General features: G+C 69.2%; 15 protein-coding genes and 1 riboswitch. Of the genes, 10 read left to right on the top strand and 5 right to left on the bottom strand.

Translation table 11 applies throughout. The annotated features are described in order from the left end of the window. Positions 1-28: 28 nt before the first annotated feature. Positions 29-1,189: a cytochrome P450 gene (locus tag H4W81_RS34210; protein WP_318782162.1), complete on the top strand. Its 1,161-nt coding sequence runs from the start codon at positions 29-31 to the stop codon at positions 1,187-1,189. Positions 1,190-1,199: 10 nt separating this feature from the next. On the opposite strand, the gene H4W81_RS34205 is transcribed toward H4W81_RS34210, so the two are convergent. From H4W81_RS34205 to H4W81_RS34195, 3 genes are all read right to left on the bottom strand, one after another. Continuing rightward, positions 1,200-2,363, bottom strand: a complete 1,164-nt coding sequence (locus H4W81_RS34205; protein WP_192778577.1) for a cation:proton antiporter — start codon at positions 2,361-2,363, stop codon at positions 1,200-1,202. 85 nt (positions 2,364-2,448) lie between these two features. Further along, positions 2,449-2,934 carry a cation:proton antiporter regulatory subunit gene (locus H4W81_RS34200; protein ID WP_192778576.1) on the bottom strand — a complete coding sequence of 162 codons (486 nt, stop codon included), beginning with the start codon at positions 2,932-2,934 and terminating at the stop codon, positions 2,449-2,451. Positions 2,935-2,939: 5 nt separating this feature from the next. Continuing rightward, positions 2,940-3,902: an SAM-dependent methyltransferase gene (locus H4W81_RS34195; protein WP_192778575.1), complete on the bottom strand. Its 963-nt coding sequence runs from the start codon at positions 3,900-3,902 to the stop codon at positions 2,940-2,942. 192 nt (positions 3,903-4,094) lie between these two features. On the opposite strand from H4W81_RS34195, the gene H4W81_RS34190 reads away from it, so the two are divergent. The 5 genes from H4W81_RS34190 (at position 4,095) to H4W81_RS34170 (ending at position 9,662) form a co-directional block, all read left to right on the top strand. Continuing rightward, on the top strand, positions 4,095-4,325 hold the full coding sequence (locus H4W81_RS34190; protein WP_192778574.1) for a chaplin: 231 nt from the start codon (positions 4,095-4,097) through the stop codon (positions 4,323-4,325). Between the two features lie 270 nt (positions 4,326-4,595). Continuing rightward, positions 4,596-5,486, top strand: coding sequence for a Rossmann-like and DUF2520 domain-containing protein (locus H4W81_RS34185; protein ID WP_192778573.1), 891 nt, complete (start codon positions 4,596-4,598; stop codon positions 5,484-5,486). Between the two features lie 48 nt (positions 5,487-5,534). Continuing rightward, positions 5,535-6,356: a pantoate--beta-alanine ligase gene (gene panC / locus H4W81_RS34180; RefSeq protein WP_192778572.1), complete on the top strand. Its 822-nt coding sequence runs from the start codon at positions 5,535-5,537 to the stop codon at positions 6,354-6,356. Between the two features lie 73 nt (positions 6,357-6,429). Further along, on the top strand, positions 6,430-8,880 hold the full coding sequence (locus tag H4W81_RS34175; protein ID WP_192778571.1) for an L-aspartate oxidase: 2,451 nt from the start codon (positions 6,430-6,432) through the stop codon (positions 8,878-8,880). Then, positions 8,880-9,662 (top strand): type III pantothenate kinase, encoded by a 783-nt coding sequence (locus H4W81_RS34170; protein ID WP_192778570.1) that lies wholly within the window; start codon positions 8,880-8,882, stop codon positions 9,660-9,662. The genes H4W81_RS34175 and H4W81_RS34170 overlap by 1 nt, the downstream gene beginning before the upstream one ends. Before the next feature lie 40 nt (positions 9,663-9,702). On the opposite strand, the gene H4W81_RS34165 is transcribed toward H4W81_RS34170, so the two are convergent. Continuing rightward, positions 9,703-10,194 carry a hypothetical protein gene (locus H4W81_RS34165; protein ID WP_192778569.1) on the bottom strand — a complete coding sequence of 164 codons (492 nt, stop codon included), beginning with the start codon at positions 10,192-10,194 and terminating at the stop codon, positions 9,703-9,705. Between the two features lie 146 nt (positions 10,195-10,340). Between H4W81_RS34165 and lysX the strand changes: the two genes are divergently transcribed. Then, the gene (lysX, locus tag H4W81_RS34160) at positions 10,341-11,822 is read left to right on the top strand and encodes a bifunctional lysylphosphatidylglycerol synthetase/lysine--tRNA ligase LysX (RefSeq protein ID WP_420538730.1); all 1,482 of its coding nucleotides are present in this window, start codon (positions 10,341-10,343) and stop codon (positions 11,820-11,822) included. Between the two features lie 659 nt (positions 11,823-12,481). Then, positions 12,482-12,694 (top strand): LuxR C-terminal-related transcriptional regulator, encoded by a 213-nt coding sequence (locus H4W81_RS34155; RefSeq protein ID WP_192778567.1) that lies wholly within the window; start codon positions 12,482-12,484, stop codon positions 12,692-12,694. A gap of 6 nt (positions 12,695-12,700) precedes the next feature. Here H4W81_RS34155 and H4W81_RS49575 read toward each other — a convergent pair whose 3' ends face one another. After that, on the bottom strand, positions 12,701-13,744 hold the full coding sequence (locus H4W81_RS49575) for a C40 family peptidase (protein ID WP_318782161.1): 1,044 nt from the start codon (positions 13,742-13,744) through the stop codon (positions 12,701-12,703). A 5-nt stretch (positions 13,745-13,749) separates the two neighbouring features. Next, positions 13,750-13,898: riboswitch (cyclic di-AMP (ydaO/yuaA leader) on the bottom strand. 275 nt (positions 13,899-14,173) lie between these two features. Here H4W81_RS49575 and H4W81_RS34145 point away from each other — a divergent pair. Next, on the top strand, positions 14,174-14,743 hold the full coding sequence (locus H4W81_RS34145) for an amino-acid N-acetyltransferase (protein WP_192778566.1): 570 nt from the start codon (positions 14,174-14,176) through the stop codon (positions 14,741-14,743). 86 nt (positions 14,744-14,829) lie between these two features. Further along, positions 14,830-16,203: an RDD family protein gene (locus H4W81_RS49570; protein WP_192778565.1), complete on the top strand. Its 1,374-nt coding sequence runs from the start codon at positions 14,830-14,832 to the stop codon at positions 16,201-16,203. The last annotated feature ends 26 nt before the right edge of the window (positions 16,204-16,229 follow it).

Raw genomic sequence — 16,229 nt, 5'->3', positions numbered from 1 at the left:
GCGCTTTGATCCTTGGAATCCGGATTTCGTGGCTTCGCCTTACGCGGTCTATGACGAGCTGAGGCGCGAGACGCCAGTCAGCTTCTTCGAGCCCACGGGGCAGTGGCTGATCGCCAGGCACGCCGACGTCAACGCGCTGCTGCGCGACCGCAGGCTGGGCAGGTCCTACCTGCACCTGGCCACGCACGAGGAGTTCGGGCGCGAGCCCGAGCCGGACTTCCAGGAGCCCTTCTGGCGGGTGATCAGGGCGGGCATGCTCGACGTCGAGCCGCCCGTCCACACCCGCCTGCGCCGCCTGGTCTCCAAGGCGTTCACGCCGCGCATGGTCGAGTCGATGCGCCCGAGGGTCCGCGCGATCGTCGAGGGCCTCGTCGACGACTTCGTCGAGAAGGGCGGCGGCGACCTGATCGCGGAGGTGGCCGAGCCCCTGCCGGTCACCGTCATCGCCGAGATGCTCGGGGTGCCCGACGCCGACCGGCACCTGCTGCGTCCGTGGTCGGCCGACATCTGCGGCATGTACGAGCTGAACCCCTCGGCGGCGGCGCAGCACACCGCGGTCAGGGCCGCGGCGGAGTTCTCCGACTATCTCAAGGGCCTGGCCCGCGCCCGCAGGTCGGCTCCTGGCGACGACCTCATCAGCGCGCTCGCCCAGATCGAGGAGCTGACCGAGGACGAGCTGGTCGGCACCTGCGTGCTCCTGCTCAACGCCGGTCACGAGGCGACCGTGAACGTCACGGGCAACGGCTGGTGGTCGCTGTTCCGCAACCCCGCCGAGCTCGTACGGCTGCGCGACGACCTCTCGCTGCTGCCCACGGCCATCGAGGAGCTGATGCGCTACGACACGCCGCTGCAGATGTTCGAGCGCTGGGCGCTGGAGGACATCGAGGTAGGCGGCGTGACCATTCCGAAGGGCGTGGAGGTCGCCCTGCTGTTCGGCTCGGCCAACCGCGACCCCGAGGTCTTCGCCGATCCGGACACCCTCGATGTCGGCCGGGCGGACAACCCGCACATCTCCTTCGGCGCGGGCATCCACTTCTGCCTGGGCGCGCCGCTGGCCAGGATCGAGCTGGTGGAGTCCTTCGGCGCCCTCCTGAAGAGGGCGCCTTCGCTCGAGCTCACCAGGGAGCCCGAGTGGAACCCCGGCTACATCATTCGAGGGCTTCGCTCGCTCGACGTTTCCTGCGAGTGAGCGAAGCGACTCACGGGGCCGACGACGGAGGCCGCGTGAGTATCGGCTCGACCAGCTTGGCGGCCAGCGGGCCGAAGGCCGCGAGGATCAGCACGTAGGTGGCGGCGAGCGGGCCGAGATCGGGATGGGCCCCCGCCGCGACCGCGAGGCCCGCGATGACGATGTTGAACTCACCGCGCGGGACCAGCGCGATGCCCGCGCGCATGCGGCCCGCCCTGGCGATCCCTGCCCTGCGGGCCGCATAGGCGCCGGTGAGCAGCTTGGTGATGATGCTGACCAGCGCGAGCAGCAGCGCGAGCAGCGCCACGGGCGGGATCTTCGTGGGGTCGGTCTGCAGGCCGAAGAAGACGAAGAACACCGCGGCGAACAGGTCGCGCAGCGGCATCAGCAGCGCTCTCGCCTCGTGCGCCAGCTCGCCCGACAGCGCGATGCCGACGAGGAACGCGCCCACGGCGGCCGACACCTGGAGCTCCTGGGCGATGCCGGCCACCAGCAGCGCCAGGCCGAGCACCTTGAGCAGCAGCACCTCGTTGTTCGGGCTGGAGACGAACGCCTCGATGAACCTGCCGAAGCGCAGCGCGATGACCAGGACGACGGTGACCGTGCCGAGGGCGATGCCCAGCGAGATCGCGCCCGTCATCAGCGAGACGCCCGCCAGCATGGCGGTGAGCAACGGCAGGTAGACGGCCATCGCCAGATCCTCGAAGACGAGAAGCGACAGCACCACCGGTGTCTCGCGGTTGCCTATCCACCCGAGATCGGACAGCACCTTCGCGGTGATGCCCGACGAGGTGGCGTAGGTGACGCCCGCCATGGCCACGGCCGCGACCGGGCCCCAGCCCAGCAGCAGCGCGGCGATCGCGCCAGGCGCCGCGTTGAGGACGATGTCGACCAGGCCGGCCCTGGCGTTGCCGCGCAGGCTGGAGACCAGCTCGCTCGCGTTGTACTCGAGGCCGAGCGTGAGAAGCAGGAGCACGACGCCGATCTCGGCGCCGATGGCGATGAACTCCTCGCTGGTGGCGAGAGGGAGCAGGCCGCCCTGCCCGAAGGCGAGACCGGCCAGGAGATAGAGGGGGATGGCGGAGATTCCCGCTCGCAACGCCAGCGCGCCGAGCACCCCGAGAGCGAGGATGATGCCGCCGAGTTCGAGGAAGACGATCGCGGTGTCGTGCACTTCGGATGAGAAACGTGCCAAATGGACCGCCATCACGCTGCCCGGCCCCCGCAAAGGCGGTATGGCGGGCTGATGAGCTCGTTTCTCATCCGCCGTCCGTGAGAATGTCGGCGACCGCCCGGGTCGTCTCATCGTCACCGACGACGACCACGACGTCTCCCGCGGTGAACCTGAAGTCGGGGGTCGGGCTGGCGTTGACCTGCGGACCGCGCACCACGGCCACCACCGAGGCGCCGGTGCGGGTGCGGATGCGCGTGTCACCCAGCGTCCTGCCGTCGTACGGCGAGCCGGGCAGGATCGGGAGCTGGATGCTCACCAGCCCTTCGATCTCGCTGTGCAGGGCGTTGAGCCGCTGGACGATGCGCGGGGCGCCGAGCAGTTCGACCAGCGCGTCGGCCTCTTCGTCGTTGAGCTGTATCGCTTCGCACGCCCTGTCGGGATCCGACCGGTCGTAGATGATCAGGTCACGCCGCCCCGAGCGGTGTGAGACGACGGCGACGCGGCGACCCGAATGGGTGCTGAACTCGTGTTTGAGCCCGATGCCTGGAAGCGAGGTCTGTTCGATCTCCACGCCTTTTAACGTAGCTGGCTGAGCCACCCGAACGCACCAAGGCCCTCGGCGTCGATGAGCTCGGCCTCCTGCGAGGCGCGCGCCAGCGCCCTCAGATAGGCGGGCGGATCGGTCCGCGCCAGGTCGAGTGAGGGACGCGTGCCGGTGACGCCGAGAGAGCGCAGCATGTCGCGCTGTGTGGACAAGGTTGTGGATATCGCACCGGCCCGCTCGCCCGCCTCCGCGCACGCGTCAAGTGCGACATGCGCGGTGATGTCGCAGGTCCCGTCGGGTATAGGCGCAACGACCGAACCGTCCCTGTATCCGGTCAGCGTGCCGCGAGCGGGCCGGTTATCCACAGGGTGTGCATAATCGATGGCTATCGCCTGACCGTGGACCAGCCGTCCGATCACGCCCGCCCACGCCGCGCACCGTGACCTCCCCAGCTCCGCGCGCTGACCCACTGCGCGCAGCGGCCACCAGCGCTCCATCCAGCGCAGGTCCTCCTCGTCGGGGGGAGGGCCCAGCCGCTCGTCACCGGTCTCGGTGTCGACCAGCACCAGCCGCGGTCCGTCGGGGGTCTGCTCGGCCACGTCGAACGGTATGTTGTCCAGCCATTCGTTGGCGATCACCAGGCCGCTGATCGCAGGTGGCGTCGTGTGGCTCCAGGCGATCGCCTCGGGCAGCTCGGCGGGGCGCGAGGACAGGTCGACGGCCGTGACGCGCAGCCTCTTGCGCAGGCCGGGCTCGGCGAGGGCCAGCACGCCGGCCGACAGCGCTCCGTCACCCGCGCCGATGTCGACCAGGTCGAGTGGCTCGGGCCGGCCGAGCTTCTCGTCGAGTCGCATCAGCACGGTCAGTATCGCCTCGGCGAAGAGAGGAGAGGCGCCGACCGAGGTGCGAAAGTGCCCTGAAGGCCGTTCGCGCAGGTAGAACCCGTTGTCCCCGTAGAGCGCCCGCTCCATCGCCGCCCGCCAGGTGAGCCACATGGAACGGACTATCTCATGAGGCTCCGCTGGCACGCCAAGTGACCGTATGACTACTTACTGTCTTCGCTTTGCGCTAGCGTTACGGAACGTCACCGGGCGATCGCCCGGCCCTACCCCCAGTGGGCGCGGTCCGGTCCCCGGCGCAGGCACCCGGATAGCGGCTCTCAGGCCGCGCAATGAGAGGAGACCCCCATGCTGAAGAAGTCTGTCGTCGTCGCCGGTGTGATGGCCATGATGGCGCTCGGCGCCCCCGCCGCCCACGCCGACAACAACACCAGTGGCAGGAACGGCGTGCTCTCCGGCAACCAGATCTTCGCCCCGATCTCGGTGCCGGTGAATGTGTGCGGCAACGCCATCGCGGTGTTCGGCGTGGCTGTCGCCGGCTGCAAGGGTGGCGCCTCCGTGGACGTCCACCAGCACTGACGCTCCGATGCGCAGCCCGCGGGCGGCGGAGCCTGCGGGCGTGCACCGGCACGCGAGGGCCGGCCCGTCGGCGGTGGGCCGGCCTCCTTGTCGCAGCGCGGGCATCAGGTCACCTGGGCTCGACGCCCGCTTCTGGCAGCGGTGTACTTTTTATCTCTCCTTATCCGTCCTTGTGGCATCTTCATGGGCGGCAAAAGAGCCATGACCCGAGCCGTGAAGCACCGGCGGTTACCCTGTTCAGCAGTGTCGTTGACAGGGGGGCAGGACGTCATGGACGCAGGGGATCGCCCGGGTCGGCTGGCCGTCGGCGTGCTCGGCGCAGGCAGGGTGGGATCGGTGCTCGGCGCCGCGCTCGCCCAGGCGGGCCACCGGGTCGTGGCCGCGAGCGGAGTCTCCGACACCTCGCAGCGCTGGGCCGCGGAGCGCCTCGGCGTGCGGACGCGCAGCCCCGAGGAGGTCGTCGGCGCGGCCGAGCTGATCCTGCTCACCGTCTCCGACGACGCGCTGCCCGGCCTGGTCACCGGGCTCGCCGCCACGGGCGCCGACCTCCGTGGCAAGCTGCTCGTCCACACCAGCGGCGCGTACGGCCTGGCCGTCCTCGACCCCGCCGCCGAGAAGGGCGCCCTGCCGCTCGCCCTCCACCCGGTGATGACGTTCACCGGCAGGGACGACGACCTCAACCGCATCACCGGCATCTCCTTCGGCGTCACCTCGCCCGAGCCGCTGCGGCCCATCGCCGAGGCGCTGGTCATCGAAATGGGCGGCGAGCCCGTCTGGATCGCCGACGCCGATCGGGCGCTCTACCACGCCGCTCTGGCGGGTGCGGCCAACCACATGGTGACCCTGATCGCCGAGTCCTCGGAGCTGCTGGAGCGCATCGGCGTCGAGCATCCGGGCCGGATGCTGGGCCCGCTGCTCGGGGCCGCGCTCGACAACGTGCTCAGGCTGGGCATCTCGGGGCTGACCGGCCCCGTCGTCCGCGGCGACGCGGCCACCGTGCGCAGGCACGTCGACGCGCTCATCCTGGCCGCGCCCGAGGCGGCCGACGCATACGTGGCACTCGCTAGGCTCACGGCGGACCGGGCGCTCGCCGCCGGGTTGCTCAAACCCGAGGCGGCCGAGCGACTGCTCGACGCGCTCGGTGGGAACATTTGGACCTGATCGGGCCGGGACGTTCCGCCTGGACCTGATCAGTCTAGGAGGTCACCGATGGAACCGATCGTCGCGCACGACCGCGCGGAACTGGACAAAGCCCGCTCCTCGGGGAGCGTGGCGCTCGTCCCGACCATGGGCGCCCTGCACGAGGGGCACCGCTCGCTCATGCGCCTGGCCCGCACTCTCGGCGACCAGGTCGTCGTCAGCATCTTCGTCAACCCCCTGCAGTTCGGCCCAGGCGAGGACTACGCCCGCTACCCCCGCACGCTCTCCACCGACCTCGACGTCTGCGCGGCCGAGGGGGTGGACGTGGTCTTCGCCCCCTCGGCCGACGACATGTACCGCCCCGACCGCCAGGTGGGCGTCTCGGCGGGGGAGATGGGCACGATCGTCGAAGGAGCCGTCCGCCCAGGACACTTCGACGGCATGCTGACCGTGGTGCTCAAGCTGTTCAACCTGGTCCGGCCCGACGTCGCGGTGTTCGGCCAGAAGGACGCTCAGCAGCTGGCGCTGATCAGGCGGATGGTCGTCGACCTCGACCTGCCCATCGAGATCGTGGGCGCGCCCACCGTGCGCGAGTCCGACGGCCTGGCGCTGTCCAGCCGCAACCGGTACCTGACGCCCGACGACCGCCACGCCGCGCTCGCCCTGTCGCGGGCCCTGCGCGCGGGAGCGGCCGAGTCCGCGCCGGCGGCGGTCAGGGCCGCCGCCCTCGACGTGCTGGCCTCGTCGGCGCTCGAGGTCGACTACCTCGTGCTGGTCGATCCCGCCACGTTCGCCGAGGTGCCCGACTCCTACCGGGGCGAGGCCGTGCTCGCGGTGGCGGCCAGGGTCGGGTCCACCCGGCTGATCGACAACGTCCTCGTCACGTTCTAGGGCGGGGGCGGGAAGACGGCACGGGTTCGCGGGCGTTATCGTCATGTTGACGAAAGCCTGTGAGGAGGCCCCCATGAGTGCACCGGCGATCCCCCTGAAGCTCACCCCCGCCCCCGGATGGACGGTCGAGGCCGATGTGGTCGTGGTGGGCTCGGGCGTCGCGGGCCTGACCGTGGCCCTGCGCTACGCCGAGCTCGAACCGGAGTCGAAGGTGCTGGTCGTGACCAAGGACGTGCTGTCGTCCGGCTCGACCAGGTGGGCGCAGGGCGGGATCGCGGCCGTTCTCGACCCGGCCGACTCGCCCGCCGACCACCTCGAGGACACGCTGGTCGCGGGGGTGGGGCTGTGCGACGTGCGGGCCGTACGGACTCTGGTGACCGAGGGGCCGGGCGCGCTCAGGAACCTGATCGCCCGGGGCGCCAGGTTCGACACCGACGAGCGGGGTGAGCTCCAGCTGACCCGCGAGGGCGGCCACCACCGCGACCGCATCGTGCACGCGGGCGGCGACGCGACGGGCGCGGAGGTGCAGCGGGCGCTCATCGAGGCCGTGATCGCGCACGGCGGGATCGAGGTGGTCGAGCACGCGCTGGTGCTCGACCTGCTCAAGGACGCCGAGGGCAGGGCGCGAGGGGTGACGCTCCACGTGATGGGCGAGGGCGCGCGCGACGGCGTCGGCGCGGTGCGGGCCAGGGCGGTGGTGCTGGCCACGGGCGGCATGGGCCAGGTCTACGCCGCCACCACCAATCCGGTCGTCTCCACGGGTGACGGCGTGGCCCTCGCGCTGAGGGCGGGAGCGGTGGTCCGCGACCTGGAGTTCGTCCAGTTCCACCCCACCGTGCTCTGGCTGGGCGAGGAGTCGACGGGCCAGCAGCCGCTGATCTCCGAGGCCGTGCGCGGCGAGGGCGCCTACCTGGTCGACGCCGAGGGCAACAGGTTCACCGACGAGCTGGCCCCGCGCGACGTGGTCGCCAAGGCGATCATGCGTCAGCCCGGCCAGGTCTACCTCGACGGCCGCCACTTCGGGCTGGAGAAGTGGAAATCGCGCTTCCCGACCATCTACGCGATCTGCCAGGACCACGGCATCGACCCGGCCTTCGACCTGGTGCCCGTCATGCCCGCCGCCCACTACGCCAGCGGCGGGGTCCGCACCGACCTGCGCGGGCGCACCTCCATCGAGGGCCTGTACGCCTGCGGCGAGGTCGCCTGCACCGGTGTCCACGGCGCGAACAGGCTGGCCTCCAACTCGCTGCTCGAAGGGCTGGTCTTCGCCGAGCGCATCGCCGCCGACCTCCACGAGGTACGGCACGCGCCGGGCGAGCCCGTCGAGGACGACCTGCTCCCCGGCCTGATCGACCCCCGGGCGAGGAGCAGGATCCAGGCCCACATGAGCAGGGGCGCGGGTGTGCTCCGCAGCAGGGCGTCGGTCGCCGAGGCCGCCGCGGCGCTGCGGGACGCCAGGTGGACCCCCGTCGCGGTCCAGCCGTGCGTGGAGTCGTGGGAGACCACGAACCTCCTCACCGTGGCCACGGTGCTGGTCGCCGCCGCCCACGCGCGGCTGGAGACCAGAGGGTCGCACTGGCGGGAGGACTTCCCCGACCGCGACGACGAGAACTGGCTCGGACACCTCGACATCACGCTCACCAGGGAGGGGCTGCACATGACCTACACGCCGCACGAGGAGGCCGAGGGACTCGACCCCGCGGTGATCGAGGAGGTCGTCACGCGCGCGCTCGCCGAGGACCTCCAGGAGGCGGGCGACGTCACCTCCCGCGCCACCATCCCCGAGGAGCAGCGGGCGGTCGCCGACGTGGTCGCCAGGGCCGACGGCGTGGTCGCGGGCCTGCCCGCCGCCGAGGCCGTCTTCCGCAGGCTCGGCGTGACCGAGATCGACCCGCGGGCCAAGGACGGCGAGCGCGTGCGGCGCGGCGACGTGCTGATGACCGTCTCCGGGTCGGCCAGGAGCCTGCTCACCGCCGAGCGCACCGCGCTGAACCTGCTCACCCACCTGTCCGGCATCGCGACGCTGACCGCCCGCTGGGTCGAGGCCGTCGAAGGCACGGGGACCAAGGTGCGCGACAGCCGGAAGACGCTGCCCGGACTACGGGCGCTGGAGAAGTACGCGGTCAGGGCGGGCGGCGGGGTCAACCACCGCATGTCGCTGTCGGACGCCGCGCTCATCAAGGACAACCACGTCGTCGCCGCTGGAGGTGTCGCCGAGGCTTTCCGTAAGGTGAGAGACATGTATCCAGGACTGCCGATCGAGGTCGAGGTGGACAGGATCGACCAGATCGAGCCCGTACTGGCCGAGGGAGCTGAGGAGATCCTGCTCGACAACTTCACCGTCGAGGAGCTGGCGCAGGCCGTACGACTGGTCGGCGGGAGGGCGCGACTCGAATCCAGCGGAGGATTGACCTTGGAATCGGCCCGTGATGTAGCCGACACTGGCGTGGACTACGTTGCTGTGGGAGCGCTGACGCACTCTGCTCCCGCGCTGGACATCGCATTGGACCTCCGGGGGATTTGATGCTGCTCGCGATCGACGTCGGCAACACGCACACGGTTCTCGGCCTCTTCGAGGGCGAGGAGGTCATCGAGCACTGGCGGATCGCCACCGATGCCCGCCGTACCGCCGACGAGATCGCGGTCGTCCTGCAGGGGCTGCTGGCCCAGTCGCCCCTGCTGAAGGGCGCGGACGTGAGCGGCATCGCGATCTGCTCGACCGTCCCCTCGGTGCTCAACGAGATGCGCGAGATGTGCCGCCGCTACTACGGCGACGTCACCGCGGTCATCGTCGAGCCCGGCATCCGCACCGGTGTGCCGGTCAGGATGGACAATCCCAAGGAGGTCGGCAGCGACCGCATCGTCAACTCGCTGGCCGCCATCGACCAGTACGGCGGGCCCTGCATCATCGTCGACTTCGGCACGGCGACCTCCTTCGACGCCGTGTCGGCCAAGGGTGAGTACGTCGGCGCGGTCACGGCCCCCGGCATCGAGATCTCCGTCGACGCGCTGGCCGCGGCGGGCGCCCAGCTGCACAAGGTCGAGCTGATCAGGCCTCGCTCGGTCATCGCGAAGAACACCGTCGAGGCGCTGCAGGCGGGCATCATCTACGGCTTCGCCGGCCAGGTCGACGGCATCGTCGAGCGCATGGCGGCCGAGCTGGCCGAGGACCCCGACGACGTCACCGTGGTGGCGACCGGCGGCCACGCCTCCCTCGTGGTGAGCGAGTCGCGCTCGATCGACGTGCACGAGCCGTGGCTCACGCTGATCGGGCTCAGGCTCATCTACCACCGCAACACGACATGACAAAGGGCCCCTCTTCCGAGGGGCCCTTCCTTACGGCCGATCACACCTCTTCGGCGTCGTAGATGTCCCACCAGCTCCCGCACTTGCTGACCTTGTGGGTGTAGGGGTTGTACTGGCAGACCTTGGCGCGCACCGCGTAGACGTCGTCCTCGTGGAACTGGAAGGTCTTGTAGCCGGGGTAGCCGCAGTAGTGACGGGCGTAGACCTGGTACCAGTCGTACTCGTCGTCGGCCGCCTCGAACTTCACGTACGCGCACTTGCCACCCTGGTTGTAGGTACGGTTGTCGAGGTCGTAGAGGCGGCCCTTGACGTGGACGGAGTTGCCGTCCTCGTAGTCGCCCTCGACGCCGATCCAGCCGCCGGCCTTGGCGAGGCCGTGCTTGGCGTAGTAGGGGCCCCAGTAGTCGTCCCAGTCGGAGGCGCTGGTGGTGGCCGGGGAAGTCGAGGCGCCGGCGCTCGAGGCGGGGAGCGACAGGGCCAGTGTGCCGGTGGCGGCCACTGCGAGGAAGCCTGTCGCGAGCTTCTTCATCATGATCTCTCCTTGAGCCCCCACGGTTCCGGCTCCCTGCCGGATCCCCCCTGGGCTCTGTAGGACATTGATAACCCCGCCTGGTTGCACTCCCTTTGCAAAGAGCTGACGAACTCTTGCATCGCGCCATATCGGTACCCTTGGGGGTTGTGACCGACGAACTTCCCGAGCAGATGCGCATCCGGAGGGAGAAGCTCGACCGCCTTCGCGACGAGGGCGTCGATCCTTACCCGGTGTCCTTTCCCCGTACGGCGACCAACGCCGAGGTGAGGGAGAAATACCAGGGCCTCGAACCGGACACCGCGACAGGCGACAAGGTCGGCGTCGCGGGGCGCGTCATGCTCAACCGCATCGGCGGGAAGCTGTGCTTCGCCACCCTGCGCGACGGCAGCGGCGACCTGCAGGTCATGATCTCCCTCGACAAGGTGGGGGAGGAGTCGCTCGCCGCCTGGAAGCGCGACGTCGACCTCGGCGACCATGTCGGCATCGAGGGCGAGGTCATCACCTCCCGCCGCGGCGAGCTGTCGATCCTGGCCGACAGCTGGCAGATCACCTCCAAGTGCCTGCGCCCGCTGCCGGAGAAGCACGTGGGCCTCACCGATCCCGAGGCCCGGGTACGGCAGCGCTACGTCGACCTCATCGTCAACGACGAGGCGCGCAAGATGGCCCACGTCCGCAGCGCCACGGTCCGCGCGGTGCGCGACTTCTGGCACGAGGAGGGCTACCTCGAGGTCGAGACGCCGATGCTACAGCCGATCCACGGCGGCGCGGCGGCGCGTCCCTTCAAGACGCACATCAACGCCTACGACATGGAGCTCTACCTTCGCATCGCGATCGAGCTCTACCTCAAGCGGCTCGTGGTGGGCGGCATCGAGAAGGTCTTCGAGATCAACCGCAACTTCCGCAACGAGGGCGCGGACTCCACGCACAACCCCGAGTTCACCATGCTCGAGGCGTACGGCACCTACCTCGACTACAACGACATGGCCGACCTCACGCAGCGGATGTACCAGAAGGCGGTCGTCGCCGCGCTGGGCACCACCGTGGTCGTGCACGACGGCGTCGAGATCGACCTGGGCCTCGCGCAGTGGCCGAGGATCACGCTGTACGGCTCGGTCTCCCAGGCCCTCGGCGAGGAGATCACCACCCACACCCCGCTCGACCAGGTCAGGAAATATGCGGACAAGCGGGAGATCCACTGGGACGCGAAGTGGGGCCAGGGCAAGCTCGTCCAGGAGCTCTTCGAGGAGCTCGTCGAGCACACGCTGGTCCAGCCGACGTTCGTCATGGACTATCCGCTGGAGACCTCCCCGCTCACCCGCCAGCATCGCGACAATCCGCTGCTCACCGAGAAGTGGGACCTCATCGGGTTCGGCACCGAGCTGGGCACCGCGTACTCCGAGCTGGTCGACCCGATCGAGCAGCGCCGCCGCCTCACCGAGCAGTCGATCCTCGCCGCCGGGGGCGACCCCGAGGCGATGCAACTGGATGAGGACTTCCTGCAGGCCCTGGAGTACGCGATGCCGCCGACGGGCGGGATGGGCGCGGGCATCGACCGAATGATCATGGCCTTCACCGGCAAGAACATCAGGGAAACCATCCTCTTCCCCCTGGTCAAGCCGTCCCACTAAGCCTTCGCACGTCTCGGGGTCGGTCTGGCATCGGGCCTCAAGGGCAAGGGTCTCCCGGTGGCGCGCTTCGCGCGTGTCTGAGGCGGGCTGGTCCGTGTGGGGAGCCGAGCTCCCCCACACCCCCTTGCCGGGCGGCCTGCCGGCCCCCGCGACGTTGGCCTGGTTCGGCGGGTTCCTTCGAGTGAGGCGGGATCGCAAGCTGACGCCGTTATGCAGAGCGAGCCCAGCCTCATTGGGACGGTCTCCGGCGATGTGCCTCCGCCGACTTCCAGTAGACAGCCTTTTCGACCCCAGGTGCCGCTCCACCTCGTCGAGGTCTCACCGTCGACGACGGCGCGGGGACGGTAGGACTCCCCATCGCTCACGCCCGTGTCAGCATCGAGGACGTCGAGGCGGCGCCATCGTTATCACGCCGATTCTGGAAATTCGCCGTGAAATTCATGAGACGGATGGATTGCAGTAAGGGCCTTGTGGACCGTTCTCAGCACTCCAGGCATGGAATGTTCTTCAGATAGGAACGATCAAGTCAATGGCAGTCGTCAAGTAACGGCCCGAATCGGCCTTGACGACCTTTCCGGTATGCGTTTACCGTCTGCGGGACGAGCAGCCAGCTTGAGCGAGACGTCTCCGAGTTTGTGCTGTTGGGGGGAGGGCTCCCGATGGATGTGCTCACCGAAGGCGTCGAGCTGAGCCAGGACGACCTGGATCTCCTCGCGCAGTTGGCCAAGGGTGTCACCGTCGACCGCGTAGGTCGGGCCATGGACATCAGCGGCCGGACGGTGCGTCGCCGCCTGCGCGTCATCTGCGACAGGATCGGCGTCGCCACCGCGATCGAGGCGGTGGCCTGGGCCGCGCGCCGAAGACTGATCTAGGCGGCGTCAGTCCGCGATGCGCACGGCTCCCGCGAACGGGCGGTTGCCGATGGTGGCGATGCGGACGACGTCGCCGGTGCGCGGCGCGTGGACCATCATCCCGCCGCCGATGTAGATGCCCACGTGGTGCAGGTCGCTGTAGAAGAAGACCAGGTCGCCAGGGCGCATCTGCTCGCGGGTGATGTGGGTGCCGGCCGTCCACTGGTCGCCCGTGTAGTGCGGCAGGCTGATGCCGACGCGCTGGTAGGCGGCCATGACCAGGCCGGAGCAGTCGTAGGAGTTGGGCCCTTCCGCGCCCCACACGTACGGCTTGAGCTGCTGCGTGAGCGCCCATCGCGCGGCCTCGGCCGCCTTGCCGCTGCCGATGATCGGAAGGTTGACCTTGGTGGCCCTGGTGCCGGGCCGTCCTGCCTCGCCGATCGCCCGCCTGAACAGGTTGCTCTCGACCTTGGTCACCATCGAGGTGATCTTCTTGCGCTTGGCGCCGAGGTCGTCGACGAGCTTCTGCACCTCGGCCAGCCGCGTCTTGGCCGTCGCCTTGGCCCGCTCCGCGGCGGCGATGGAGTCGGCCAGCTCCTTGACCTCCTGGCCCTGCTGCTGCCCGAGAGCGTAGGAGGTGGCGGCGCCGTCGAGGAAGGCGTCAGGGTCGGACGACGTGGCGAAGGCCAGGCCGTCGGCGAAGCCGCCGCTCATGTAGGTGCTCTCGGCCAGGAGCGTGGCGCGCGCCCGCTTGGCGGCGAGGTCGGCCTCGCTGGTGGCCAGCACCTTCTTGGCCGCCTCGGCGGACTTCTTGACGCTCTTGAGCTTCTCGCGCTGGCCGTTGTACTGCTCGGTCAGCGTCTCGATGTCGTTGTGGAGCTTCTCGACCTGCTGGGAGAGCTCCTTGAGCGTCGGCTTGGGGTCGGCGGCGGCCGAGCCGAGAGGGACGGTGAGGGCCAGGGCGGCCACCGCCGCGCCCACGATCGCGAACCGCTTCCTGAGGGGGCTGGGTTCGTGGGGGCGGGCATGCTTGCCCGCGGACTTCCCCTCGTGGGTACGCGTGCGCTTCACCAACCAGCTCCTCTCGTTGCCGCCTACCGGGTTAGCTGACGGGTTCGGGCCGGAGCAGCCCTACCGAGCACGGGCTCGGACTCACCCCATTGGCGGCGCAGGCCGCCGGCGGGTCCCCGGCTCCCCGCGTGCGGGGATTAGGCGCGTCTCCACGCATGGTCGCGTGGGTGACATCGTCGCTGGACACTAGTGCAAGCCAGGTTCGTGCTCAACCAGAACTGTCAATCCAGTTGAGGTTCCGCCACCGAAAGATCACGGCGTGATCACGTAAAACCTCGATCTACCAGGCCGTTGCGGGCTCTTTGCTCGACTTTAGGAGCATTTGTCCGGCAGGCGCTCCGGTACTGCACGCCGTATGCGGCCAAATACAGAGAGTCATGGGACGGTAGTTAAGTATTGTCCGAAACAAGCTAGGTACGCTGAAGGGCCATGGAGCAGGTCGCCGAGCGCACAGCGCAGGACACCGAGATCGTCGTACGGCGTGCCCGTACGCCCGACGTCCGGGCCATTCGACGCCTGGTCGACACGTACGCGGGGGCGGGCCCGAGGCTGCTGGAGAAGGCGACCGTCACGCTGTACGAGGACGTCCAGGAATTCTGGGTCGCCGAGCGCGGCGGTGAGGTCGTCGGCTGCGGCGCGCTCCACGTGATGTGGGAGGACCTCGCGGAAATTCGCACGGTCGCGGTGGACCCCGAATGCAGAGGCGCGGGAATCGGTCACCGTATTGTTACCGCGCTGGTCGCGGCCGCCCGTGACCTGGGTCTGCGCAGGGTCTTCTGCCTGACGTTCGAGGTGGACTTCTTCGCCCGGCACGGCTTCGTCCCGATCGAGGGCGCGCCCGTATCGCCCGAGGTCTATGCCGAGTTGCTGGCTTCCTACGACGAAGGCGTAGCGGAGTTTCTCGATCTTGAGCATGTGAAGCCGAACACCCTCGGCAACACCCGCATGTTGCTCCATCTGGACGCAGTTGACTACGGGGTTGACCAAGGGGAAAGGTGATTGTTGATACTCATGTCGATACGTTGGGCAACAGCAAGCATGTGTCCTGACATGTGCCACATGCGCCATCGAAGCGAGGTGACACGGTGAGCACCGGACAGCCGCCGTATCCGCAGGACCAACCTGACGACAATTCCGGCGGGACTCCTGGGTACGGTCAGCAGAACGCGGGACGCCAGGGCGACCCCGATCCAGACGTGACGATCGTGGGCTATCGCCAAGACGGCGGCGGCTACGGTCACCAGGGCCAGCAGCAGCCCGACTACGGCCAGCAGGGCTACGGTCAGCAGCAGTACGGCCAGCAGCAGCAGGGTTATGGCCAACAGGGCCACGGCCAGCAGGGGTATGGCCAGCAGGCCGCCTCCTCCGGCCAGCAGCCCGGCTACGGCCAGCCCTCGTACGGCCAGCCCTCGTACGGCCAGCAGGGCCAGGGCCAGCAGCCCGACTACGGGCAGCAGGGTTACGGCCAGCAGCAGCCGTCCTACGGGCAGCAGGGCTACGGCCAGCAGGCCGCCTCGGGCCAGCAGCCCGAGTACGGTCAGCCCGGCTACGGGCAGCAGCCCGGGTACGGCCAGCAGGGCCAGCCCGGCTACGGCCAGCAGCAGCCTTCCTCGGGTCAGCAGCCCGGCTACGGTCAGCCTGCCTACGGCCAGCCAGGTCAGGGTCAGCAGGGCCAGCCCGGCTACGGCCAGCCTTCGTACGGCCAGCAGGGCCAGCAGCCCGACTACGGCCAGCAGCCCGGCTACGGCCAGCAGCCGCAGCAGGGTTACGGCCAGCAGGGGCAGTCGCAGCCCGGCTACGGGCAGCAGTCGCCCTACGGCCAGCAGCAGCCGTACGGCCAGCCCGGGTACGGCCAGCAGCAGCCGGCCTACGGTCAGCAGCCCGGCTACGGCCAGCCGTACGGCGCGCCCGCGGGGGTGCAGCCTCCCGGCGCGCCCGCTCCGCTCGCCGAGTGGTGGCAGCGTCTGGTCGCCCGCATCATCGACGGTCTGATCATCGGTGTCGGCGGTGTGATCATCGGGTTGATCCTCGGTTTTATCCTGGGCGGCATCCTGGTCACCCAGGCCAGCTACGACATCAACACGGGCATCCTCACGCAGGGCTCCGGCTACTGGACCCTCAACGCGATCACCGTGGTGCTCGTCACCGTGCTCTACGTCGCCTACGAGTTCTTCCTCACGAAGTCCAAGGGGCAGACCGTCGGCAAGATGGTCATGGGCATCAAGATCGCCCAGGTGGGCGCGCCGCTGACGCAGGGCGGGCTCCCGAGTGACGCCGCGCTGAAGCGGGCGGGTGTCACGTGGGGCGGCAACATCCTGGGCGTTCTTCCGTTCGCTCTGGGCAGCCTCATCGGCGCGTTGCTGATCATCGTGAACGCCGTCTCGCAGTTCTGGGACAAGCCGCTTCACCAGACCTTCGCCGACAAGGTGGCCAAGACGGTCGTCGTGAAGATCAAGTAAGCGGAATCTTAAGAAATCAGGGGTCG

Origin of the sequence: Nonomuraea africana (assembly GCF_014873535.1) — a bacterium.
GTDB lineage: Bacteria > Actinomycetota > Actinomycetes > Streptosporangiales > Streptosporangiaceae > Nonomuraea > Nonomuraea africana.
Note: the sequence above shows the minus strand (reverse complement) of the source record. Positions and strands in the feature narration are given on the sequence as shown.